Origin of the sequence: Enterococcus sp. AZ015, assembly GCF_050499225.1 — a bacterium.
In the GTDB taxonomy this organism is placed as follows: Bacteria; Bacillota; Bacilli; order Lactobacillales; family Enterococcaceae; genus Enterococcus_D; species Enterococcus_D entomosocium.
In genome coordinates this window covers 1,639,063-1,662,199 of the sequence record NZ_JBMHEX010000001.1, presented here as the reverse complement: position 1 = coordinate 1,662,199, position 23,137 = coordinate 1,639,063, and the positions used below count along the sequence as shown (strand labels likewise).

Below are 23,137 nucleotides of genomic sequence, written 5' to 3'. Positions count from 1 at the left end.
TCAACTTTTCCCACCTTCCTTTGCATTTTTTTTCTTATGAACAATTAGGATGATCGCAATAATTAGAAGCAAGCTGATTAGACCAGCCGTGGCGATCATCCACCAATTGAGTGACGTATCTACAGTGACATCGAGTTCATTTAAGCGGCGAGCATCTTCTGCCTCTACGCTAAATATCTGTTCCCAAGACCACTCTTCCTCTCCTGACCGCGCAGTAAGATTCAATACATACTCCACATTACGAAAACGATCGCCATCCAAGGGAATTGGGAAATGCATATGTGAATTAGGAGCCATTTGCATAGATGATTGACTTGTTTCATATAAGATCGTCTCACCATCAACAGAACGAATTTCAGCTGTTACTTCCAATTGATTGACAAATGTTGCTGTATAATTTTGGATAACAGCACTAAATACGTTTCGGTAGTTTACTTGATCGGCAAAAACATCAAGCAGTTCCAATCCCGGATCCGTTGCGGACCGATTGTTGCTTACTACCACACCAATGACATAGGAAAATGCGTTCCGAATGCCTAATCCTTCTTCAGCAGATTGTGTTTGCTCCTCTTCCGAAATAACCTCTTTGATTCGAATGCCACCTGCCAAAACCCCTTTAAATTCCTCTTCTGGCATCGTAATCGGTAAAGAAATGATTCGTTTTTCTAATGGATCGAACGATACGGTTTCAGGCACCTCTACCAGTTCATCAATTGATGCAGGTAAAGTCGGATCAGGGGATTCTGCATCCCTGCCATATTCCACAACACCATTCACATTCGTAAATGCCGTATGGGCAGAAATTTCTATTTCGATCGCTTGATCAGAACCATTTTCGATCTCTAAAGCCAATTCATCACGTTCTCCTGCCCCAAGATTTAAATCGAAATACCCCAACGCCCCTCCTTCCAGCTGACTTTCCGGTAAGATAGGCGTCACATAAAAGTTTAATTCTGATTCTGTCTGAGCATAGCTCATTCTTGGTGAAAAAAAGAATGATAGTAGGATGACCGCACAGGTAACCGTTTTTATCCATTTCATTCTCATACGTTGTTCAGTCAAAAGTGGTTCTCCTTCCAAAAAAGGCAGGAATAATTTACTATTCCTGCCAGTTGTTTCTTGTTGCAAGCTATGATCCTTCTTACGGATTTACTGTTTCGCCGCCACTATCAACAGAAGCAGTTAGCGTCCATGTCATTTCAGCAGTATAGTTAGTTGCTAGCTGCGTGGTAGAGCCTGGTACAAATAGTTGAATATCATCATTTCTGATCATTTCGCCTTCTTGTTTATTAAGATTTTGTTCCGTCAATTTTTCCTGATCTCCCCAGTAAATCGATGAAGCGCCCGCGCCTTGACCGACCGAAGCACGCATGACAGGAATGTCTTGATCGTTGACATCTAGGATCAACGCATTTTGTTCTTCATTATTGATAACGGCACTTGGCTGTAAGTCTCGATCACCCTCGCCTTTGTTGAACACGATTTCAGGGTTTGCCAACTTGATTTTTGCCCCAGTCAAGACATCTCCTGATTCAGAAGTAAAATCAGTTAGACTAACATTTAATGTCCAACCAGCATGCGTTCCTCGGGTATCTTGCACTTGGGCAAACGATACGTACGGTGTCGTCCCTGATTGATCAGCCAAATTACGCTCGTCAGCAACGATTGAATACCAACGATCACTGGTAGAAATAGCATTCTGACCAAAATCGAATGTTTGTGGTGCATAAGCAATGGTAAATGGGCCCGTTTGTCCTGGCGGTGTTGGTTCGATTGTTTCTACTTCTGGGTGCACGACTGGCGGTTGTACCACTGTTAGATCGCTTCCGTCTGAGGTAAACCCTACAACGTTATCGGTAGTCGTTTCTAATGAAGATTGGGCAAAGGCTTGAACGCCTCCTGCTAGTAAAGTGGTGGATAATACAGCGACCGTAGCTAAACGAATCTTTTTCATTTCTAGTTCCTTCTTTCTTTTTTTATTCAGTACAAAACCAAGTTACTGAACCGTTTCTCCGTCCGGTCCAGCTGTTGCAGCCAAAGTCCAAGTAAGAGTTGCTTCATAAAGAGCAGCGTCTTTTGCTGTTGATCCAGGAACAAGTAACTCAATTCCAGCATTTTCAACAACCTCTGCACCTGCTTCTACTTGTCGATTGATTTCTTCCTGATCGCCCCAAACGACTGACGATACGCCAGCACCTTTTGTTTGAGCAGCGGTCAGAACCGAACGTTCACTATTTGTAGCATCTAAAATCAATCCATCCGCATGAATTTGTGGCTCATTTTCTTGGTTGCTTCCGTTATATTCCAATTTTGGCGAATTAAAACGAATTCTTGCTCCAGTCAGTTCATTATTCTGTGTTCCTGATTCAAAAGCACTTAAGGAAACTTTTAAATCCCAACCAGCATTTGTCCCACGCGTATCTTGGACTTGGGCAAATGAAACATAAGGAACTCTTTCTTCACTATCTTCCGCGTCTTTTAGCTTGTGTAATTCAGCCACTAGCTTATATTCTTGATCGGTATTAGAAATCACTTGCTCACCGAAATTAAGCGTAGGTGCGTAAGCAATGGTCAATGGTCCCGTTTGTCCTTCCGGGCCGACTGGATTGATCTCTACATCTGGACCATTAGGACCAGGATTTGGTGGTTGAACTACTGTCGCTTCGCTATCGTTTGGTACAAAGAGAACTTTCCCTTCTGTATCATGGTTTGTTACACTCTCAGTAGCGAAGGCTTCCGCGCTAATAGTAAATAAAGTTGCAGCTAAAACAGCTGCCGATGCAAATCGTACGAATTTCAAATTCATCCCTGCTTTCAAATTATTTGTCTTTTCTTTTTAACCATCACAAATTTTGATCGATGTTTGGTATATTGCACATACAATACAACCAGTACAAGCAGTAATCCAAGAAAGATTACGCCGTAAGTTCTTGTCTCGTTGGTCTTTGGTAAAATACCACCTGGTTTTGCTACCTTGTTTGGTGGCGATATATTCTCTGTAGGGCCTGCTGGCGGTGCTGGTTCGGGTTGCCCAATAGGCTCATAAACACCGGTAAAGAGCACAGAGCTTTCTGTTTCAACCGACTGCACTTCCTGAGCATTCACCGCTGCCGTAGAAATAGTTATCCCATAAAAAAGAGTGCAAAACAGAACCATACGAACTAATTTCCATACCTTTTCTCCTTTCATTCTCCCTCCTCCTCTATACTTGCCACGTCTTATAAGTGATCTTTTCAAAACAGCGTTTGCCTAAGACCCGTTAACAAAAATGATTTTGAGATCGTTTCAGAATCATTTGAGATGTGCAACGCTTTTTCTGTCATTCGTAAAATAGCAGAGAAAGACTTATAACTTTTGACAAAGTTCACTATACTGATGATTTTCACAGATTTGAAATATTATTTTTCACCAATGGGTGAATTTTCTTATTAATATTCCTTTTTATTGACCAAAAATAAGCATTTTTATAAAAAGAAAGGGTAAAAATTTTGCGAAAGAAGCCCATCATACTAAGCTTACAAATAGTTTCAAAAAAAAGGCGTATTGGAAGGTTCATTTCGCATCGAGCATCACCCCTCACACGATCTATTTGTGAAAAACACCTGATTTTGAGTGGTGTAATCAAAAAAATTCAGTAAGCTTGTGTTTTTCCAGTTACTTGAAAGGGCTTTAATAAAGGGTATTACGTTAATTACCTGTTTTTTTATCAAATTGTGCAAAAAAAAACGCTAAGCGATTTCGCTTAGCGTCTTGATCCTAGATACTTTTGGTCTATGTTCACCATTAAATGGTTTTCTTCCCCTTCATGCGAAGCTTTCCTTCTTGGCACATCGCCAACAACGGGCAAATCTCACACTTTGGCGCCCTCGCGGTACAATGATAACGGCCAAAGAAAATCATCGTATGGTGGGTTTTGACCCATAATGGTTCGGGAATCTTTTTCATCAACGTTTGTTCAACTTCTAGTACATTGGCATCTAATTTACAAATGCGCAATCTTTTTGACACCCGTTCGACGTGGGTATCGACAGCGATTGCCGGTATCCCATAGGCATCACCAAGTACCACATTCGCAGTTTTTCTACCGACACCTGGCAAAGAAACCAAATCTTCTCTTGTTTTCGGCACTTCACCACCAAAACGTAGCAATAGTTCCGAAGCACAAGCTTTGATATTTTTTGCCTTGTTTCGATACAGACCGATCGACTTGATTTTTGCAATCACATCTTCTAAAGGTGCTTCGCTCAAAGCTTGCGGTGTAGGATAAGCCTCAAAAAGTGCCGGGGTGACTTTATTTACCGAGACATCTGTTGCTTGCGCACTTAAAATGACTGCGATCAATAATTCAAACGCATTTTTGGATACCAATTCACCATGCGCTTCGGGAAACATCTCGTACATTGTTTCGATGGCGATCATTGTTTTTTCTTTGCTGATCATAGGACTATTTGAACTCCTTGTCTGTTACTCTCCTTCTAACCAATTATGCATAGGGATTTTGGGCATTGGCCCTTCTTCCTGTGAAATATTCTCATTTTGAAGAAATTGTTTTTTTCTTCTTTTTTGTTCTTCCTCAACTTGCGCTTTCGACGTGATATTCTTACGTTCCCAAGAAAGTAAGATACGATCGATGTAATTTAAGCTATAAGCCTGATTCAAAACCGCTTCTCGCAAAGCAAACTGAATCAGTTCCGGATCGTAATGGTCCTCATCCAACCACTGCCCGATCCGCTGGTATTCGATTGCTGACAATGGCCGACCAAACTCGCCTTCAAACAAGCGATATAACCCACGGATTTTTTCTTCATTTGATTCTACTGCCTCATTTTTCGATTGCTGTGTCAAGAGAAATTCTAAACGGTCATAGATTCCTGTGAAATCATAATAATCAACCATTTTTCCGGCAGCATCTTTTTTTGATTCCATTCGCAGTACATCTTTTTTAAGTAATTGATTTAACCAATGATAAATTTCTTTTTGATCACTCCCCATCACAGAGGCAATCTCACGTAAATCGGGGAAATCATTTCCTTGCTCATGACTGCGATACAACTGCAGCCATAACAAAAATTCGTCATTTGTCAATCCAAGATGATGGTAATTTTCTAAAAGCAAATTTGATATCGTTGTTTGCCCTTTTGCTAAATAGTCCTTTAACGAAACCATACTGTATCCTCTTCTCCTTGATTCACCTGAAACTCTATGATCCTTTGGTCCAAGATCAATCCAATAAAAAGGGGACGACGCAAAGGCGGACGTCCCACGATTCATTCTTGGTTACGCTTTTTCTTTGACTGCTGCGATGATCTCAACTTCAACCAAAACATCTTTTGGCAAGCGGGCAACTTCTACAGCAGAACGTGCAGGTAACTCTTCATTGAACAATGTGCTATAGGTATTATTGAAAGGAACGAAATCATTCATATTTTTTAAAAAACATGTCGTCTTAACGATGTCATCTGGCGTAAGTTCCGCCGCTTCAAGAATCGCGTTGATATTTTTCAATACTTGCTGAGTCTGTACTTCAATCGTCGTACCGACAACTTCCCCCGAAACAGGATCTAATGGCACTTGACCAGAAGCAAACAAAAAGCCGTTTGCGATTTTTGCTTGAACATAAGGACCGATTGCTTGTGGTGCTTGATCTGTAGAAATTATCTTCATTTTGTTTCCTCCTCTTTCACTTGGCATTCGGGACATAGACCATAAACTTCTAGTCGATGGTTATTTATTTGATACCCAGTTAATTTCGAAGCCGCCATTTCGACATCTTCCAATCCTGGATAGTAAAAATCAGCGATCTTTCCACACTTTTGGCAGATAGCATGATAATGAGGCTCCGTTGTAAAATCAAAACGACTGGAGGCATCTCCATAATTCATTTCTTTTACAAAGCCAATTTCTGTGAACAAACGTAAGTTATTGTATACCGTTGCGACACTAATACCAGGAAAATGAACTTCAATCGCTCGATAAATCTCTTCAGCGGTCGGATGGGCATCGTGACTGGCTAAAAACTCTAATATCGCTACTCGCTGCGGTGTAATACGAATATTTTCATGTTTTAATCGTTTGATCGCTTCATCGTAGATCGTACTCACAGGAGTTCCTCCATTTCTCTTATCTCACCTATCATACTATGTAAAACCTAAAAATTCAAACAGCTTTCCTTATTTTTTCAAAGGCAAAACGCTTTTTTCAGCCCGCTTCCGTCCCCTTTTTTCGAGAAAGAAAAGCAGACATTTCAATGCCTGCTTTCTCTCGATTGTTAGTCTTCAAACTGATACAGTGCTGTGGACAAATAACGTTCGCCATTGTCAGGCACGATTGCTAAAACTTTTTTGCCTTTGCCTAGTTCTTTTGCTACCTGTAAAGCAGCTTGGATCGCAGCCCCTGAAGAGATTCCAACTAAAATCCCTTCTTTCATCCCAACTTGCCGTGCAGTTTTCATCGCATCGTCACTGGCAATTGCAATGACTTGATCATAAATTTCGGTATCTAATACTTTAGGGACAAATCCAGTACCGATCCCTTGAATCTTATGCGGTCCTGGCTTACCACCTTCTAAAATCGCAGATTCAGCAGGCTCAACACCAACTATTTTCAAATTAGGATAGACGCGCTTCAGTTCTTTGCCCGCTCCAGTGATCGTTCCACCAGTGCCGATTCCAGCGACAAAAGCATCTAAACCTTTTGATTCAAATGCATCCTCAATTTCTTTTCCTGTCGTTTTTTCATGAATTTCTGGGTTAGCTGGATTTTCAAATTGTAATGGCATATAGTAGCCGTCTTGCTCCGCTAATTCTTTTGCTTTGTTAATGGATCCTGTGATCCCTTCAGACCCAGGCGTCAAAATCAACTCTGCACCATAAGCTTGTACGATTTTCCGTCTTTCGATACTCATCGTTTCTGGCATAACCAACACAACCCGATAGCCTTTTGCCGTACCGATCATGGCTAAACCGATCCCCGTATTTCCTGAGGTTGGCTCGATAATCGTATCGCCGGCTTTCAATAAGCCGCTTTTTTCGGCTTTTTCAATCATGGCTAAAGCAATTCTGTCCTTTACGCTACCCCCAGGATTGAAAAACTCTAATTTCACATACACATCAGCAGAACCTTCTTCTACGATATGATTTAATTTGACGATTGGCGTATGACCAACTAATTCATTGACCGATTGATAGATTTTTGTCATTGAAAATCCCTCCCGTTCTTATTCTTCCATTCTACCTAAAATACCTCGGAGTTGCGAATAAAAAGTAAGCAATTTCAAATTTTTTTTCATATAGTTTTATACTTTGTTCTATTTCCACTGACCAGAGTTTGATTGCCACGTCAAAAAAACCTTAAGATTGGCTGCAATTGTAGCAATCCATCTTAAGGTTTTTAACTTACTTATACGATCAACTCTTGTCCGATAACGATGATCTCACTGGATAATCCATTCGATGCCATCAACGCATCAACGGTTGTGCCAAATCGGTTGGCGATATCCCAAAGCGTATCCCCAGAAGCAACTTGATAGCTCTGTGCTGAAGATGTACTACCTGAATACGTGGTCGTCGTTGTTTCGCTGGTCGTTGTGCTAGTTGTGTTTGTCCAGGCTGTATTTTGTGTCGTTCCTGTATCGAACCGTGTAAGCTGATAGGTTTCGATCAACCAGTTCAGTTTTTGTGCGTAACCTGGATCGGTAGCATAACGTCCCGTCAAGTAATTCGTTGCATCATAAAATGAGGTTGTTTGGCTTTTCCAGACACCACTGTAATGAGCAGTCCCTGTCGCGAAACTTGTACTTCGCAAGACGTTCGCATGATCCTGAAACGATTCCCAATAAGAGTTATATTGACGAAACGGTTCATTCATCTCTACCCACTGACCATTCAAATACTCTTGGGTAGGCATATACACACTTTGTCCGTTGTAACTGCCTTTGACCCCAAATAAATTGTAATAGGGGGCATTGGATAATGCGGAAGAACCATAGCCGCTTTCCAAAATCGCTTGAGCGATCATCACAGAAGCATATAGATCATTGTTGACAGCAACATCTTGTGCTGACCAGCCAATTTGTTCGATGAACCCTGAGATGTCCTGCGTCGCATATTGATTCTCAGCAGCTTGTACCTGTTGAGGAACGAAAGTGACCGTCATTGGCGCTAACATCATTCCTGCACCCATCAAAGAGACCACCGCCTTTTTACTAGGTCTTTTCATCGTCTTCTTTGGTTGATGATGTCTTTCACTTCTTGTTTGATAACTTCCCATCTTTTTCCTCCAGTAACTGTACGTTTTTTCAAATAAATCAATACAGCTATTATACGGAAAAATGCCTAGCAGTGCAAACAATGTTCACTTCCGACCCGACAAAAGACTTTTAAAAAACTTCCCGGACATCCCTCTCAGTTTGTTAATTACTGAGAAGTTTTTAAAAAAACTATTAGAATGGGGTTATATTGCTTCTCTCTTACTATTTAAAAGAGTCTATATCTTGTGGTGAAACCATTTTTCAGAAACCTTAGCCACTACTACCTTAAATAAGTCACTCTGGCACTTTCAGAGTGAGCAGTACTCGAAAAAAACACGCTCGAAAATCGAAAAGATTCTCGAACGTGCTAGCTTTGATTGATTGTCGATCAATTAATCGATTGATTTAAAAGTATTCACAACATTTTCAACACTAAAGCCGAATTCTGCTAATACTTTGTCGCCAGGTGCTGATGCACCGAAGTGATCGATCGCGATCACTTTTCCATGGCAACCGGTGTAACGTTCCCAACCAAATGGGGAAGCCGCTTCAATCGCTACCCGTTTCTTCACTGCTTTTGGCAAGACGCTTTCTTTGTATTCTGAGCTTTGTGCTTCAAACAAATCAAAGCTTGGTAAGGAGACCACCGATACATCGATGCCTTCTTCTGCCAATTTAGCTTGTGCTTGGACCGCAAGATTCACTTCAGAACCTGTGGCGATCAAAATACCCGCTGGTGTTTCACCAGCTTGTTTTGAAATCACGTAACCACCTTTTGCGACATTTTCATCCGCACCGGTTTGCGTGCCTTCGATCACTGGTAGGTTTTGTCGGCTTAAGACTAAGACCGTTGGTTTATCCGTTGTTGTCATAGCCAGTTTCCAAGCAGCACGGGTTTCGTTGCCGTCTGCTGGACGAATCACTTGGACATTTGGCATGCAACGGACGCTAGCTAATTGCTCGATTGGCTCGTGGGTCGGTCCATCTTCCCCAACCGCCACGGAGTCATGTGTCAAGACATAGATCACAGGTGCATGCTGGATCGCAGACAAGCGCACCGCTGGACGCAAGTAATCAACGAAGACGAAGAAGGTCCCGCCATAGATTCGGGTACCGCCATGCAATTGGATGCCGTTCATGGCTGCCGCCATCGCAAATTCTCGGACACCAAACCAAATGTTGCGGCCTTCGTATTGGCCAGGTTCAAAGTCTTTTTCTGCTGCCACCATCGTGTTGTTGGAGCCAGAAAGGTCAGCCGATCCACCCCAGAGACTAGGGACGGCTTTGGATAAGGCTTGGATCATCTCTTTGCTAGAAACCCGACTAGCTTGTGAGCTGCCAACTTCGTAGCTTGGTAATGTTGCATCCCAATCTGCTGGCAATTCACCCGCAAAGGCTTGTTTGAATTGCGCCGCAAGTTCTGGGTAGGCTGCTTCATAGGCACGGAAGGTTTCGTTCCAAGCGGCTTCAGCTTTTTGCCCTTCATCGATCATGGTTTCTTTGAAGCGCGCGGCAACTTCTTCAGGTACGGTAAATTCTGGGTATTCCCAACCATAAATCGCTTTAGCTGCAGAAATGCCTTCGGCACCGATCGGCGCACCATGAACGGCAGAGGTGCCTTGATTTGGCGCACCGTATCCGATCACAGTCTTGATTTCGATCAAGGTTGGTTTGTCGCTTTCAGCTTTTGCTTCGTCGATCGCTTTTGAGATTGCTTCTAAATCATTGCCGTCTTCAACGAGAATGTGTTGCCAGCCATACGCTTCAAAACGCGCACCGACATTTTCTGTAAAGGCTTTTGAAGTCGGACCATCTAGGGAAATGTCATTTGAATCGTACAAGACGATCAGTTTATCTAATTTCATGTGACCCGCCATGGATGCAGCTTCTTGCGAAACACCTTCCATCAAATCCCCATCGCCACATAAGGCATAGGTATAGTGATCGATGACTTGATACTTGTCGCGATTGTAGGTTGCAGCCAAGTGGGCTTCGGCCATTGCCATACCGACTGCCATGGCGATCCCTTGTCCTAAAGGTCCAGTGGTTGCTTCCACGCCGTCTGTGTGATCGACTTCTGGATGTCCTGGCGTGCGGCTATCCCATTGACGGAAGTTTTTTAGATCCTCAATGGTCACATCGTAACCAGACACATGCAACAAGCTGTACAATAACGCCGAACCGTGTCCAGCAGACAAAACAAAACGGTCACGATCCACCCACTTGCGAGAAGTCGTTGGATTGACTTTCAAGTGTTTGGTCCACAAGGCATAGGCCATGGGTGCTGCCCCCATCGGTAATCCTGGATGTCCTGAATTGGCTTTTTGTACGGCTTCGATACTTAATGTACGAAGGGTGTTCACTCCTAATTGATCGATTTTATCAAACAATGGTAGTTCCTCCTAATTTAGGTTTTTTTTACCTTTATTACATCTTTTATTATACGTGATTCAGATGCTTATTTCAATAGCAATGAAAAGGAATTCACAATTATCTGCCGTGGAGACCTTTTTTCTTTTGAATCTCTTTTAATTTCTCTGGTGTCACATCAGCACCTTCAGGATCAACGATCTTCATTCCTTCGATATGGTGACGCATTCCTCCACGAAAGGCGGTTAAATACTCGTCACGTAGAACTTTTTGTTCGTTCGTTTCTGCCTCAGTCAAACCCTCTGTTTTTTTCTTGTTGGCAAGTTCATTGATTCGAGCTAATTTTTCTTGAGATAGCATATTCGTTCCTCCTTTTCCCTCTTGATTTTACTACAAACTAGCGAATAAAAACAATAGTGTAAAAAGCGAACATTTGTTTGAATATTCGATATACCTATGGTACACTAATGTTATCAAATGAAAGAAGGTGTCAGTTTTGGCAAAACGAACAGAAAATCGACAAATCGAAATTCTTAAGTTCATTCATACCCGTGTCACTGAAAAAGGCTATCCGCCGACTGTTCGCGAAATTGGCGAAGCCGTTCAGTTATCTTCTACCTCAACTGTTCATGGCCATTTGTCCCGACTTGAAAAAAAGGGGTTGATCTTGCGAGATCCTACAAAACCCAGAGCCATTGAATTAACTTCTTCCGGTCTTGAAAAAATCGATGTTCAGCCAGCATCCATTCCGATGCTTGGTGTCGTAACTGCGGGAGAACCGATTTTAGCAGTGGAAGATGCATCCGATTTCTTTCCGATTCCGCCAGATTTAGCAAATAGTACCGGTAGTTTGTTTATGTTGACGATCCGAGGAGAAAGTATGATCAATGCTGGCATCCTTGACGGCGATCAAGTGATCGTTCGCAAACAACAAAGTGCGCAAAATGGTGATATTGTGATCGCTATGACAGATGAAGATGAAGCTACTTGCAAACGATTCTATAAAGAAAAGAATTACATTCGTTTACAACCGGAAAATGATTACTTAGAACCAATCATTTTGCCTGACGTAACGATTTTAGGATTGGTTGTTGGGTTGTATCGACATCTGCTTTAATGCTCAACGAGCTGACTAGGAAATCTTCGTTTTTACGAAGATTTTTTTTCTTTCCTCTTTACAAACCGAACAAACATTCGTATAATAAGTATACAAACATAAGTTCGTATTATTTAAGGAGTGAATGAGATGAAAGCAGTTCGTCGATTTGGTTTTATGTTATGGGTTTTATTGATGGGTATTGTTATTGGCTATTTTGGCGTTCTAAGTGCTGTTCTGATTTTTTGTCCTCTAATGATGCTTTGGTTCATGCTATGGGATGAAAAGAAATTCCGCCAAGCAGAGCGCAAACGTAACCGCCATTATTATCACGATCATGATTTTTATCGTTACGAACCATGATCCTTCCCCTACATACGCCATAAGGCAGAAGAAACAAAAAAGGACTCCTGCGAGTCCTTTTTTGTTTCTTCTTTTTTAGTATTCCATTAACGTCTTGATTTCAACACCTTGGATTTTATCTCTTCCATGTAAATCCATTAGTTCGATCAAAAAGGCACAGCCCACAACGATACCGCCTAGTTTTTCTACGAGTTCAATCGTTGCTTTGATCGTTCCGCCAGTTGCTAGTAGATCGTCACAAATCAAGACACGTTGTCCTGGTTTGATAGCATCGGCATGCAACGTCAAAACATCCACGCCATACTCTTTTTCATACTCTGCTTCAATGGTTTCCCGTGGCAATTTGCCTTTTTTACGTACTGGGGCAAAGCCGACACCTAACTGGTACGCAACTGGGCAACCAACGATAAATCCGCGGGCTTCTGGTCCTACCACCATATCGATGCCTTTTTCTTGTGCATACTCAACGATCTGCTGTGTCGCATAACGATACGCTTCTCCATCAGCCATTAGCGGCGAGATGTCCCGAAAAATAATTCCCTCTTGGGGATAATCCGGAATACTAGCAATATACTCTTTTAAATCCATTTTTTTTCCTCCTAGACTGTCAACCACTGACGTAGGGTTGATAAATCACTCATTAATAAAAATTCTTCTGTTTTGATCATTTTTTGTCGTTGCTGATACAAATGACTCTCTGTCAGCGGACGAGAAACAGGATCAGCCCTTTTATTCAAAACACCATCTTGTATTGTAACAAATTCCAGCTCAGAAAACACCTGAATCATAAAAATAAGTAATTTTTCTGGAATTTTTAGATAGTTAGCCACCATCTTTAATTTGTAGCGAATATCCAAACGAGGCTGCTGCTTGATCAATTGAAAAAGCCGACCATATTGCTCTCTGGTTCCTACCCCGTCTAAATAGGCATCTTCCGTCGAGTAAAACACAAACGCAATTCTTGAAGCATGAAGCGCTTGAACGACCTCTTTGATCACAGCAATATCAGCAGGACAATCTAAAAACGCGATCTCTTGGAACGGACCAGCACAAAATGTATCTTTCACAGCAGCCACCGAGTCGAATAAGATCGTTTGTCCACAAAATCCTTGCAGCTCTCGAGGCAGTTTCTTATTGAAAACGACCCCTAATGTTTCATTTCCCAGAGAGACACTTTGCCGACTCCTTTTCGAACGATAATCAAACAACTGCAGCCCTTCCACTGCAAAGTCATCCAACATCAGCTGCGGTTTTTTGTTGCCATTCCATTCATTGATTGAAAGCTGACCGACGATCGATAGTCGATCATTTTCAAACTCTACTGAGTCTTTTCCAAAACCAAAGCCAATCACATCTAGCTGTAGATTGGACTCATCTGTCATCACTAACTTCAAGTGCTGGTTTTCGGTACCAATCTGGCGGGCATTTTGAGTCGATAAATTGGAAAACAGAAATTTCGGTAACGGATTGTCCGTTCCGAAAGGCGCTAAAACGTTTAAAGACTCAATAAAGTTGATCGATACTTCCGCCAATGGCAGTTCCTCATCGATCGCTAAGGGGATTCCCTGACTAAGATCAATTCCATTTTCTTCCACATAGCGATTCATCTGAGCTTGTAGCATGTCCAAATGATCAATCGGGATACTTAAGCCGACCGCCGCATGATGACCACCAAAACTGGTAAACATGTCTTTCATCGTAGCCAACATTTCAAATAGATTCAACGCAGCGACACTTCTACCTGACCCTTTTGCTAACCCATTTTCTTTTTTGGTCAAAACGATCACGGGCTGTCCGGTACTTTGCATGATACGTCCAGCTACGATTCCTAAAACCCCTTCGTGCCAGTTATCACCTACGACCAGATGAACATGATTGGCAGGGTCGATTTTTTCTTGCGCTTCTTTCATGATTTCTTCAACGAAAGTTTTTCGCTGCTGATTGATCGTATCTAATGTCTTGGCTAAGGTTACTGCTTCTTCTTCATCAAATGTGGTTAACAAACGAACAGCAGGATTAGGATCTTCCAACCGACCAATTGCATTGAGGCGGGGGCCAACAGCAAAACCAATATCGGTTTCGTTGACTGTTCGTTTTTTCAACCCACTGACCGTCAACAACTCATTCAAACCAAGCCGATCAGTTTGTTGGATCATTTTCAGGCCATTGCTGACTAGTAGTCGATTCTCATCTGTCAAAGAAACCATATCAGCAATCGTCCCAATTGCAACAAGGTCCAGCAGTTCGACGGGCACTTCTTCTAATAGGGCACAAGCCACTTTAAATGCGACACCGACTCCCGCTAAATCACCAAACGGATAGTTTCCTTCAGGGTGACGGGGATGAACGATGGCAAAGGCTTCTGGGAGTTCTGCAGGAAGTTCATGGTGATCCGTCACGATCACATCGACCCCTTGCCCTTGAGCATAAGCAATTGCCTCATGTCCAGATACCCCATTATCAACGGTGATGATCAATTGCGTCCCTGCCGCAATTTTATCTTGATAGACAGTTATGTTGGGACCATACCCATCTGAAAAGCGATTGGGCAGATAATATTCAGCTTCAGCCCCTAGCAACTCCAGTGTTTCTTTTAATACGGTGGTGCTCGTAATCCCATCTGCGTCATAGTCGCCATAAATCAAGATCCGCTCACCATTTAAAATGGCTTCATGGATCCGTTCCACGGCCTTATCCATATCATGAAAGAGAAACGGATCATGAAGGTATTGCAGATCCGTTGATAAAAAAGCGTCTAGCGCTTCTGCTGTTCGAATATTTCTTTGCCATAGCAACGCGCCGATGCGCTCAGGAATCTTTCTTGCTTGGATCAATTCTTTAAATACAGGGGTAGCTTCGCTATCTTGCGGTCGCACCCAATGAAAATTTGCACGTTTCACCAAATCACTCCTAACTAGGTTATTATAGCAAAGTTTATGTAAAAAGGAAAAACAACGAAAGAAACAATTTATTTTTTCATATCACAAAAAAGAGCTTGCAGCGAACGATGCGCCGGCAAACTCTTTTCTTAATTGCTCTCATGTAAACTAGGCTTGCGATTCAAAAGACTTCATTTCTTCATCAATCGTTGGCGGCGTTGAGGCGCCTGCAGCACGTGACGAAAGTTGCGCTTCTTGATCGTCGAGTTGTTGCTGCCTAGCTGCTAACTCCGCCTGCTTGTTGGTATATTCTCGTTCCAATACTTCTCGTTCATCTTGCAGAACTTTCTCGTTATTCGTGCGATAATCCGAGAGCTCTTTTCTCAATTGTTTTAGTTCTTTTTTTTGACGGAACATTGCACTTGTGGAAACCAGCAACAAAATCAATGCGCCTAACAAAGCAGAACCAATAATGACTAAGATCAGTGGCGATTGAATCGTTGTGAAGCCAAAATTGATCGGAACAGTCATATTGTTTGCAACCGCAAATAAAACGATCACTAAAATCAGTAAAATACCAACGATAACACGCCATTGATTTTTCATGGGTTTCAACTCCTATTTTTTGTTGAACATCGTTCCTGCCATATAATCCCCGATTGCAGGAAACAGTGTATACAGTTTTGCTGCCGCCCCTAAAATATGTGGGCGATTGATTTCTCGTTTTGGATGAATCATGGCTTTGACGATCGTTTGTGCCAATTTGTTTGGTTCAAGGACAAGGCTGCCCACCGATGATAAGTAACTACCGCTAGGATCTGCTTGGTCAAAGAATGCCGTTTCGATCGGCCCTGGGTTGACCGTTGTTACGTTGATCCCCAGTGGTTTTAGTTCTAAACGTAAGGCGTTAGAAAAACCAAGTACAGCAAATTTCGTTGCAGAGTAAACTGCGGTCTTCGGCGTAGCGATCTTACCCGCAATTGAAGCAACGTTTATGATATGACCATGCTTTTGTTCAGCCATTTGAATCGCAACTTGCTGAGTCAAAACCATCATCCCAAGTACATTGACTTCAAACATATTACGGATGATCGCAGGATCCATCTCTGTAAACTCTTGAAAGATCCCGTAGCCAGCATTATTGACAAAGACATCGATCTTTCCGACTTTCTCACTGATTTTTTCTAATAAGCGCTCCACGCTTTCAGGATTTGCTACGTCCAATTGAAACGCATACGCTTCTTTGCCGCTTAATTCCATACATTGTTCTTTGACTTTTCCGATCAAATTCGTCCTCCGGGCACAAGTCACGACGATCGCACCACGTTTTGCGGCTTCATAACAGATTTGTTCTCCAAGTCCGGCAGAACCTCCTGTTACAACGACAACTTTATTCTCCAAGTTCATCTGATTCTTCCTCTCCGGCAAAAGGGATCTCGACAACATCAAAATCTTTGACGATCAACGTATTCGGAAATACTTCTTTTGCTTCATTTACTAAATTTGTAATATCTTTGCCAACATAGCGCGCGCTGATATGGGTCAATAGCAAACGCTTGGCGTGAGCTTCTTGGGCAACTTCAGCAGCTTGTCGCGTCGTCGAATGAAAATAAGCGCGAGCCAACTTGGCTTCTTCTTTGTTGAAGGTACTTTCATGTACCAAAACATCCGCATCTTTCGCTAAAAGCACGGCGTTTTGACATTTACGGGTGTCACCTAATATTGTCACGATCCGTCCTTTTTTGGCTTGACCTAAAAAATCAGCCCCATTGATTTGACGACCATCATCGAGGGTAACTACTTCACCTTTTTTCAAACGTCCGAAGACAGGACCAGGTTTCAGCCCAAGTTCAAGCAATGCTTGCACTTGCAACTCCCCTTGATGGCTTGCTTCGACAATACGATAGCCAAAACTATCAATCCCGTGGTCAAGGCGCAGACAAGATACTTCAAATTGCTGATCTTTAAAAAGAATCCCTTCTTCTTCAATCTCAAAAAAATGCAATGGATAGCTGACTTTCGTCTGAGAAATCCGCAAAACGGTTTGAATGTATGCTTTGATCCCCTTGGGTCCATAAATCTCTAGAGGTGTGTCTCCGCCTTGAAAGGAGCGGCTGCTGATCAATCCTGGCAATCCATAAATATGATCACCATGAAGATGGGTAATAAAGATTTTTTCAATCTTTCTCGGTCTAATCGTAGAATGCAAGATCTGCATTTGTGTCCCTTCGCCACAATCAAAAAGCCAAACAGCATTGCGTTCATCTAATAATCGTAACGCAGTGCTGGTCACGTTTCGATGTTTCGCAGGCACTCCAGCACCTGTTCCTAAAAATTCTAATTCCATAAGCTTCTTTCCTTTCATCTCTTTCCAATTTTAGCGGAAAAGAAATCAAGTTGCAATTGAAGCTTGCGGTTTTTATTTCTCGGATTGGCTATCGGATTCATCGTTATGGGAATTTTTCCAATCCTCTTGAACACGTGCCTTGGTGGATTCTTCGACTTTTTTGGCCGTCTCGATCTCTGCCTCGACATCATCGTAGTCAAAACGAGTGATGTCACCGCCTAATTCATTCATGATCAGTTGGTTCAAAGGACGATTGTCCTCTTCATCGGCAATCAATAATAACCCCGTATCGCCTACACCAATTTGGTTTCCGACGTGTTCGAAGAGCATTTGCGCATTTTGGATCTCTTTTGCGTCACGAGTAGCACCGATCATACTACCGCCAAACCAGCCCAGCATGATTCCCAAAGGCCCACCTAACACACCAACGAGCATCCCAATCAAACCACCAGTTGATGTCTTATTGTTTCCAGTAAAATCAAGAAAATCCTCGACTTTAAATTGATGCACGCCTTCATTGGTGTGGGTAAGAACCGCCATTTGCTCTCCTTTGATCTTTCGTTCCATATGCATCCGTTTCACTTCAGAAAAGGCTTGATACGCTTTGGCACTAGCATCAAAGTTCATTACAATGACTCGTTTTGACATAAAAATCGCTCCCTTTGGTTTATTTGTTCTTTTCTTTATTTTAACAGTAAATCATTTAAATGAAAAAAGAAACCAAAAAGACTGCTGATCATTGATTTCTTAGAGAAAATCAATGATCGGCAGTCAAAACCAATTCAACTATGAAGGATTTTTTTAAAAAAATGATGTTCTTTTAAACGCTTATTCGACAAACTCAAATTCAAAATTACCGATACGCACAATATCACCGTCTTTGGCACCTCTCGCACGCAATGCTTCATCGACACCCAATCCACGTAATTGACGAGCAAAACGCATCACAGTCTCATCGTGATCAAAGTTCGTCATTTGGAATAGTTTTTCGATTTTCTCACCGCTCAAGATCCAAGTTGCATCAGGATCGCGATCGATTGCAAACTCCGGTTCATCCGATTGGAAGCCGTAATGAACCACATCTTCTTCGATTTCTTCATCGTACAAGAGGAACTCAGGAGTGACTTCCAATAGATCCGCTGTCGCATTCAGCAAGGCATCGATTCCCTTACGAGTGACACCAGAGATTGGGAAAATCATTGGTTCATCCGCGAACTCATCCGTTTTTTCTTTTGCCAGCTGCTCTTTGAAAAGGGCTAGGTTTTCTTCAGCATCCGGCATATCCATCTTATTGGCAACGATGATCTGTGGGCGCTCTAGTAAGCGCAAGTTATGGGTCGACAATTCATTGTTGATGGATAAATAGTCTTCATATGGATCGCGCCCTTCCATGCCGCTCATATCGATCACATGTAAAATGACCCGCGTCCGTTCGATATGACGTAAAAACTGAGTCCCTAAACCAACACCTTGCGAAGCACCTTCGATCAAGCCAGGCAGATCGGCTACAGCAAAACTACGACCATCAGTGGTCGTTACCATGCCTAAATTTGGCACCAGTGTTGTAAAATGATACGCGCCGATTTTTGGACGAGCAGACGAAATCACAGAGAGTAATGTTGACTTCCCAACTGAAGGGAAACCAACTAAACCAACATCTGCTAAGACTTTTAGTTCGAGCTCGATCTTTCTTTCTTGACCGGGTTCTCCGTTCTCTGCTAATTCTGGGGCTGGATTTTTTGGAGAAGCAAACCGAATGTTCCCACGGCCGCCCCGCCCGCCTTTTGCGATTACTAATGTTTGACCTTGCTCAATCAAATCACCTAATAAGGTACCTGTTTCAGCATCACGAACGGTGGTGCCTTGGGGTACTTTGATGTAAGTATCATCTGAGCCACGGCCGTGCATTCCTTTACTCATGCCATTTTCCCCGGGTTGCGCTTTAAAATGACGATTAAAGCGGAAATCCATTAATGTACGCAAACCTTCGTCTACGACTAAAATGACATCACCGCCACGTCCCCCGTCCCCACCTGCGGGTCCGCCGTCTGGGACATATTTCTCTCGGCGAAAAGCAACCATTCCGTCGCCGCCTTTTCCTGCTTTGACATCGATTGTCACTTGATCTAAAAACATGGACATTATTTGTCCTCCATTCTTTTTTTACTACCTTCTATACTTTTTGATTATCAGTTATCTCACTTTAAGTGGTTACTATTTCTCTAATAAGAAAGTCTATTTTATTGTAACGACCGAAACGCCTTTTGTCTATCTTTTCTCATGGGTTTCCGTAAGAAATCGCGAATTCTTAAGGGTTATTCTTTGACAGTCACAGGAAATCGTAGCAAACTTTTAAGTGTACCAGTACACAATCAAAGGAGGAAACAAGAAATGACAGTAAAAGTTGGAATCAATGGTTTTGGACGAATTGGACGTTTGGCTTTTCGTAGGATCAGAGAAGTTTCTGCCGATATTGAAGTTGTGGCAATCAATGATTTAACAAGCCCCGTAATGTTAGCACATCTATTGCAATTTGACTCGACCCACGGCACGTACCCTGGAACTGTTACTGCAACGGATAATGCTATCGTTGTCGATGGCAAAGAGACCCGAGTGTACGCTGAACCAGACGCAAGCAAAATCCCCTGGGCAAAAGAAAATGGCGTCGATATCGTATTAGAATGTACGGGTTTTTACACTTCCGCAGAAAAAGCCCAGGCCCATCTTGATGCAGGTGTCAAACGAGTCGTTATCTCCGCACCAGCTGGTAATATGAAAACGATCGTTTACAATGTCAACTCAGACACGTTAACACCGGATGATACTATCATATCCGCAGGTTCTTGTACGACCAACTGCTTAGCTCCAATGGCCTACTTTTTAAATGAGGAATTCGGGATCGAAGTTGGTACGATGACGACGGTTCATGCGTATACTTCTACTCAAATGCTATTGGATGGTCCTGTAAAAGGCGGAAACTTAAGAGCCGCTCGTTCCGCTGCTGACAACACGATCCCTCACTCAACGGGTGCCGCCAAAGCAATCGGTTTGGTTATCCCAGAATTAAATGGCAAATTACAAGGCCACGCCCAACGGGTTCCGGTCGTCGATGGTTCTTTAACAGAGTTAGTCTCAATTTTGAAAACCAAAGTAACCGCCGATGAAGTCAATGAAGCGATCAGAAAACACACCGTCGATAATCCGTCATTCGGTTACGATGACCGTGAAATCGTCTCTGGAGATGTGATTGGTACCACTCAAGGGTCTATCTTTGATCCGACACAAACAGAAGTAACCACTGCTGGCGATTTCCAACTGGTGAAAACCGTCGCTTGGTATGATAATGAATACGGCTTTACTTGCCAAATGATTCGCTTGCTAGAAGAATTTGCTCGTTTATAAGCTAAAGGTCAAGCAAAAAGTGCCGGTTCTTTTTTAGAACCGGCACTTTTTTATTCACTTGCTGGATGATCGTATTTGTCCAAAAAAGCTGCAATGTTTTCTTTATAAAGGTCTGGATCTGTTTTGTAGCTTTTCGCATGCTCGGCACCTGAAACAACCCACTTTTCTTTTGGTGCATCGGTCGCGTTATACAAAATATCCAGCATCGAATAAGGAACAAACGTATCCGCATCGCCATGGATAAAAAAGATCGGACGCGTATTCTTTTGCAGTTGTTTGACTGCATCTGCTTCACCGAAGAAATACCCCGCTCGGATTTTTGTGACAAGACTAGTGACATTCATCAATGGAAAGGCCGGTAGACCAAACAATTGATCGAGTTGATAACCCAATTCTTCATTGACGTTAGTATACCCACAATCTTCAATGATAGAAGTGACATTTTTCGGCAAGTCTTCCCCACTGGTCATCATTACCGTGGCAGCCCCCATACTGATGCCATACAAAGTGATCGTTTCTTCAGGACCATTTTTTGCGAGTACTTCATCGATCCATTGCAGATAATCCTTACGTTCGTGCCACCCAAAACCAATATAATCTCCTTCGCTTTGACCATGCCCTCGAGCGTCTGGAACCAAGACATTATAGCCTAAATCATGATACATCTTAGCATAGTCCGCCATCGTTTCTGCATTCCCCATGTAGCCATGCGCGATGATCGCCGTTTTTCCTCGATTCTTCTCCTCCGCCGGTAGATAAATGGCGGATAATTTTAAATCATCTTCAGAAGTCAGCTGCCACATCTCACGATTTGCTGGATCTGTAAACCAATTTTGCGATTCATTTCCTGTCTGATTTTCATCCGTACCAGGGGTATCTCCTTCCAAAAAATCTTTTTCTGAAGGAACCACCGCATAATCGTAAAAATAGTTTCCTGCATACCCTAATCCTGCAATTGCTAATACAGCCACTCCGATGGCAATCTTCCAGCGCAATTTCACACTTGTCACGTCCTCTTGTTATATAGTTTACATAATATTATTATGGTTTCGTCATTCCTCAAGGAAAGAACCCACTACATAAATTACCGTTTTTTGCTCATGTTTGTCAATCGCAAGCGCCCAAAAAGAAAACCATTGCCAACAATCTTTGTTGACAATGGTTGATTTTCGTGGTAATTAGTTATTTTCGACCAATTTAAAACTTGACCAAGGTTTCAAAAATTCTAATAAGAATAGTTCCTCATCAGCGATCTTACCAACGACATTGACTCGACCATCATTTTTCATTGCTTTCAAGGCGATTTGCGTCTCCCCTTTGTATTGTCCATAGCCAGCATTATCGATCAAGACATCCCCTCTTACCATATCACGGGTATCATGAGGTGGAAATTCCTTGTCTTTATAATAGATCCGCGTCATCGTTGAACGCAAGATGTATTCCGAACGATCTCCTCGATAGCTGTGCAGATTATCGAAGAGACAAATTCGTTCATCTTCAGTGATTCCGTCAACGACATCGACTCTTAATGTCGGATAATCCGCGTGAAACGCTTCAGCCATTGCTGCTAATTCTTCTTCTGAAGCATAGGCATTTCCAACAGAGATATCATCGATCAAGCCAGTCAACACTAAATGTTTGACTTGCGTAGCTAGTGGCAGATCACGATGATCTTCCAAAGAGCATAAACCATCTTGTGTTGGCCATGGACCGAAATCAGCTTCGTGAGAATTCACGAAAGCCATCGTATTTAAATTGTATTTGCGGAATTTTTCCGAACAAAAAACGAAATGGTCGAAGCCCAACCCTGAATAGCGATGAGGATAGAAGTTATGCGAGCCTAGTAAATTTTCAGTATTAGGCGAATAACTCATGATGTTATCCACGTAGCTCGTACCACTGCTCATATTGATTTCGATTTTAATCCCGTAAGGATTACGCGTCATTTTGGCTTCTTCTGAACCAGTAAAACCAATATCTAACCGAACACCGTAAGCGCCCATCTCATCAAAGAAGGATAAATCATCATAAGAAATACCTAGCTGTTCGAATAAACCAGGATTGATATCTACCATGACTTCCATTCCTAACTGATTGGCATAATCCACGACTTGTTTAAAGTCTGCCAAGACTTTTTCTTTGTCATCGTTGATTTGCAGCAAACTGGTAAATACCCGTTTAAAGCCGTATTTGTGTGCCAAGTCTAAATACGCTTTGTCCTTTTCAAACGTTGAGCGCTCTGGATAAATCGATATCCCTAATTTTCCCATCAAAAAAACCTCCTGTAAATTCTATCCGTTTATTATAATGAATCCTCTTTCATTATAGCAAACATCTAAAAAGTGGTCTACACCTTTCCGCCTGTTTCTTTCTCATTCCACAAAATCTGCGCTTTCTTCTATGTCTCTTTTTTGTTATGATTATCATTAAGA

The 23,137-nt window shown here is 42.3% G+C and carries 24 protein-coding genes; 3 read left to right on the top strand and 21 right to left on the bottom strand.

Annotated features, from left to right (window positions below):
* The 12 genes from IGK85_RS07760 to IGK85_RS07705 all read right to left on the bottom strand — a co-directional run bounded on the left by IGK85_RS07760 (window position 1) and on the right by IGK85_RS07705 (window position 10,978).
* Entirely contained in the window at window positions 1-1,128 is a 1,128-nt protein-coding gene (locus IGK85_RS07760; RefSeq protein ID WP_008379819.1) for a DUF916 and DUF3324 domain-containing protein, read from the bottom strand.
* 13 nt (window positions 1,129-1,141) lie between these two features.
* Window positions 1,142-1,954 (bottom strand): WxL domain-containing protein, encoded by an 813-nt coding sequence (locus IGK85_RS07755; RefSeq protein ID WP_008379817.1) that lies wholly within the window; start codon window positions 1,952-1,954, stop codon window positions 1,142-1,144.
* A 42-nt stretch (window positions 1,955-1,996) separates the two neighbouring features.
* Complete coding sequence (locus IGK85_RS07750) at window positions 1,997-2,800, bottom strand: WxL domain-containing protein (RefSeq protein ID WP_008379814.1); 804 nt, start codon at window positions 2,798-2,800, stop codon at window positions 1,997-1,999.
* Between the two features lie 14 nt (window positions 2,801-2,814).
* Window positions 2,815-3,189 (bottom strand): LPXTG cell wall anchor domain-containing protein, encoded by a 375-nt coding sequence (locus tag IGK85_RS07745; protein ID WP_005236050.1) that lies wholly within the window; start codon window positions 3,187-3,189, stop codon window positions 2,815-2,817.
* A 594-nt stretch (window positions 3,190-3,783) separates the two neighbouring features.
* Window positions 3,784-4,440, bottom strand: coding sequence for an endonuclease III (gene nth, locus IGK85_RS07740; RefSeq protein WP_005236053.1), 657 nt, complete (start codon window positions 4,438-4,440; stop codon window positions 3,784-3,786).
* 24 nt (window positions 4,441-4,464) lie between these two features.
* On the bottom strand, window positions 4,465-5,166 hold the full coding sequence (locus IGK85_RS07735) for a DnaD domain protein (RefSeq protein ID WP_005236055.1): 702 nt from the start codon (window positions 5,164-5,166) through the stop codon (window positions 4,465-4,467).
* A 111-nt stretch (window positions 5,167-5,277) separates the two neighbouring features.
* The gene (locus tag IGK85_RS07730; RefSeq protein ID WP_005236057.1) at window positions 5,278-5,664 is read right to left on the bottom strand and encodes a RidA family protein; all 387 of its coding nucleotides are present in this window, start codon (window positions 5,662-5,664) and stop codon (window positions 5,278-5,280) included.
* Entirely contained in the window at window positions 5,661-6,101 is a 441-nt protein-coding gene (locus IGK85_RS07725) for a Fur family transcriptional regulator (RefSeq protein WP_005226158.1), read from the bottom strand. The genes IGK85_RS07730 and IGK85_RS07725 overlap by 4 nt, the downstream gene beginning before the upstream one ends.
* Window positions 6,102-6,268: 167 nt before the next feature.
* Complete coding sequence (gene cysK / locus IGK85_RS07720; RefSeq protein ID WP_005236064.1) at window positions 6,269-7,198, bottom strand: cysteine synthase A; 930 nt, start codon at window positions 7,196-7,198, stop codon at window positions 6,269-6,271.
* A gap of 200 nt (window positions 7,199-7,398) precedes the next feature.
* Window positions 7,399-8,268: a glucosaminidase domain-containing protein gene (locus IGK85_RS07715; protein WP_008379808.1), complete on the bottom strand. Its 870-nt coding sequence runs from the start codon at window positions 8,266-8,268 to the stop codon at window positions 7,399-7,401.
* A gap of 372 nt (window positions 8,269-8,640) precedes the next feature.
* Window positions 8,641-10,638, bottom strand: a complete 1,998-nt coding sequence (gene tkt / locus IGK85_RS07710; RefSeq protein WP_429961873.1) for a transketolase — start codon at window positions 10,636-10,638, stop codon at window positions 8,641-8,643.
* Window positions 10,639-10,738: 100 nt separating this feature from the next.
* Complete coding sequence (locus tag IGK85_RS07705; protein WP_005236078.1) at window positions 10,739-10,978, bottom strand: DUF896 family protein; 240 nt, start codon at window positions 10,976-10,978, stop codon at window positions 10,739-10,741.
* A gap of 136 nt (window positions 10,979-11,114) precedes the next feature.
* Here IGK85_RS07705 and lexA point away from each other — a divergent pair, with 136 nt between their 5' ends.
* Together lexA and IGK85_RS07695 are read left to right on the top strand one after the other, a co-directional pair.
* Window positions 11,115-11,735 (top strand): transcriptional repressor LexA, encoded by a 621-nt coding sequence (gene lexA, locus IGK85_RS07700; protein ID WP_008381880.1) that lies wholly within the window; start codon window positions 11,115-11,117, stop codon window positions 11,733-11,735.
* A 129-nt stretch (window positions 11,736-11,864) separates the two neighbouring features.
* Window positions 11,865-12,077 (top strand): hypothetical protein, encoded by a 213-nt coding sequence (locus IGK85_RS07695; protein WP_005236082.1) that lies wholly within the window; start codon window positions 11,865-11,867, stop codon window positions 12,075-12,077.
* 75 nt (window positions 12,078-12,152) lie between these two features.
* Here the strand turns inward: IGK85_RS07695 and IGK85_RS07690 are convergent, their stop codons facing one another.
* The 7 genes from IGK85_RS07690 to obgE form a co-directional block, all read right to left on the bottom strand.
* On the bottom strand, window positions 12,153-12,665 hold the full coding sequence (locus tag IGK85_RS07690) for an adenine phosphoribosyltransferase (RefSeq protein ID WP_005226167.1): 513 nt from the start codon (window positions 12,663-12,665) through the stop codon (window positions 12,153-12,155).
* A gap of 11 nt (window positions 12,666-12,676) precedes the next feature.
* Window positions 12,677-14,977, bottom strand: coding sequence for a single-stranded-DNA-specific exonuclease RecJ (gene recJ / locus IGK85_RS07685; RefSeq protein ID WP_008381884.1), 2,301 nt, complete (start codon window positions 14,975-14,977; stop codon window positions 12,677-12,679).
* Window positions 14,978-15,124: 147 nt separating this feature from the next.
* Window positions 15,125-15,562 carry a lipopolysaccharide assembly protein LapA domain-containing protein gene (locus IGK85_RS07680; protein ID WP_008381886.1) on the bottom strand — a complete coding sequence of 146 codons (438 nt, stop codon included), beginning with the start codon at window positions 15,560-15,562 and terminating at the stop codon, window positions 15,125-15,127.
* Window positions 15,563-15,574: 12 nt separating this feature from the next.
* Entirely contained in the window at window positions 15,575-16,363 is a 789-nt protein-coding gene (locus IGK85_RS07675; protein ID WP_008381888.1) for an SDR family NAD(P)-dependent oxidoreductase, read from the bottom strand.
* The gene (gene rnz / locus IGK85_RS07670) at window positions 16,347-17,303 is read right to left on the bottom strand and encodes a ribonuclease Z (protein WP_008381890.1); all 957 of its coding nucleotides are present in this window, start codon (window positions 17,301-17,303) and stop codon (window positions 16,347-16,349) included. Before rnz ends, IGK85_RS07675 begins: the two co-directional genes overlap by 17 nt.
* Before the next feature lie 72 nt (window positions 17,304-17,375).
* Window positions 17,376-17,951 (bottom strand): DUF456 domain-containing protein, encoded by a 576-nt coding sequence (locus IGK85_RS07665; protein WP_005236092.1) that lies wholly within the window; start codon window positions 17,949-17,951, stop codon window positions 17,376-17,378.
* Between the two features lie 180 nt (window positions 17,952-18,131).
* Window positions 18,132-19,445: a GTPase ObgE gene (gene obgE / locus IGK85_RS07660; RefSeq protein WP_008381892.1), complete on the bottom strand. Its 1,314-nt coding sequence runs from the start codon at window positions 19,443-19,445 to the stop codon at window positions 18,132-18,134.
* A 249-nt stretch (window positions 19,446-19,694) separates the two neighbouring features.
* Between obgE and gap the strand changes: the two genes are divergently transcribed.
* On the top strand, window positions 19,695-20,705 hold the full coding sequence (gene gap / locus IGK85_RS07655) for a type I glyceraldehyde-3-phosphate dehydrogenase (protein ID WP_042890377.1): 1,011 nt from the start codon (window positions 19,695-19,697) through the stop codon (window positions 20,703-20,705).
* A 50-nt stretch (window positions 20,706-20,755) separates the two neighbouring features.
* Here gap and IGK85_RS07650 read toward each other — a convergent pair whose 3' ends face one another.
* Both IGK85_RS07650 and IGK85_RS07645 read right to left on the bottom strand, forming a co-directional pair.
* The gene (locus IGK85_RS07650; protein ID WP_087664158.1) at window positions 20,756-21,706 is read right to left on the bottom strand and encodes an alpha/beta hydrolase; all 951 of its coding nucleotides are present in this window, start codon (window positions 21,704-21,706) and stop codon (window positions 20,756-20,758) included.
* A gap of 177 nt (window positions 21,707-21,883) precedes the next feature.
* Window positions 21,884-22,975, bottom strand: coding sequence for a DUF871 domain-containing protein (locus IGK85_RS07645; protein WP_008381896.1), 1,092 nt, complete (start codon window positions 22,973-22,975; stop codon window positions 21,884-21,886).
* Between the last annotated feature and the right edge of the window lie 162 nt (window positions 22,976-23,137).

What these genes read in the sequence shown, in the direction of transcription:
- obgE (WP_008381892.1), bottom strand. Translation starts at nt 19,445, where the DNA reads ATGTCCATGTTTTTAGATCAAGTGACAATCGATGTCAAAGCAGGAAAA.
- IGK85_RS07730 (WP_005236057.1), bottom strand. Translation starts at nt 5,664, where the DNA reads ATGAAGATAATTTCTACAGATCAAGCACCACAAGCAATCGGTCCTTAT.
- IGK85_RS07665 (WP_005236092.1), bottom strand. Translation starts at nt 17,951, where the DNA reads ATGTCAAAACGAGTCATTGTAATGAACTTTGATGCTAGTGCCAAAGCG.
- IGK85_RS07645 (WP_008381896.1), bottom strand. Translation starts at nt 22,975, where the DNA reads ATGGGAAAATTAGGGATATCGATTTATCCAGAGCGCTCAACGTTTGAA.
- IGK85_RS07695 (WP_005236082.1), top strand. Translation starts at nt 11,865, where the DNA reads ATGAAAGCAGTTCGTCGATTTGGTTTTATGTTATGGGTTTTATTGATG.
- nth (WP_005236053.1), bottom strand. Translation starts at nt 4,440, where the DNA reads ATGATCAGCAAAGAAAAAACAATGATCGCCATCGAAACAATGTACGAG.
- IGK85_RS07680 (WP_008381886.1), bottom strand. Translation starts at nt 15,562, where the DNA reads ATGAAAAATCAATGGCGTGTTATCGTTGGTATTTTACTGATTTTAGTG.
- IGK85_RS07675 (WP_008381888.1), bottom strand. Translation starts at nt 16,363, where the DNA reads ATGAACTTGGAGAATAAAGTTGTCGTTGTAACAGGAGGTTCTGCCGGA.
- IGK85_RS07705 (WP_005236078.1), bottom strand. Translation starts at nt 10,978, where the DNA reads ATGCTATCTCAAGAAAAATTAGCTCGAATCAATGAACTTGCCAACAAG.
- IGK85_RS07715 (WP_008379808.1), bottom strand. Translation starts at nt 8,268, where the DNA reads ATGGGAAGTTATCAAACAAGAAGTGAAAGACATCATCAACCAAAGAAG.
- IGK85_RS07690 (WP_005226167.1), bottom strand. Translation starts at nt 12,665, where the DNA reads ATGGATTTAAAAGAGTATATTGCTAGTATTCCGGATTATCCCCAAGAG.
- IGK85_RS07745 (WP_005236050.1), bottom strand. Translation starts at nt 3,189, where the DNA reads ATGAAAGGAGAAAAGGTATGGAAATTAGTTCGTATGGTTCTGTTTTGC.
- cysK (WP_005236064.1), bottom strand. Translation starts at nt 7,198, where the DNA reads ATGACAAAAATCTATCAATCGGTCAATGAATTAGTTGGTCATACGCCA.
- IGK85_RS07755 (WP_008379817.1), bottom strand. Translation starts at nt 1,954, where the DNA reads ATGAAAAAGATTCGTTTAGCTACGGTCGCTGTATTATCCACCACTTTA.
- IGK85_RS07735 (WP_005236055.1), bottom strand. Translation starts at nt 5,166, where the DNA reads ATGGTTTCGTTAAAGGACTATTTAGCAAAAGGGCAAACAACGATATCA.
- rnz (WP_008381890.1), bottom strand. Translation starts at nt 17,303, where the DNA reads ATGGAATTAGAATTTTTAGGAACAGGTGCTGGAGTGCCTGCGAAACAT.
- gap (WP_042890377.1), top strand. Translation starts at nt 19,695, where the DNA reads ATGACAGTAAAAGTTGGAATCAATGGTTTTGGACGAATTGGACGTTTG.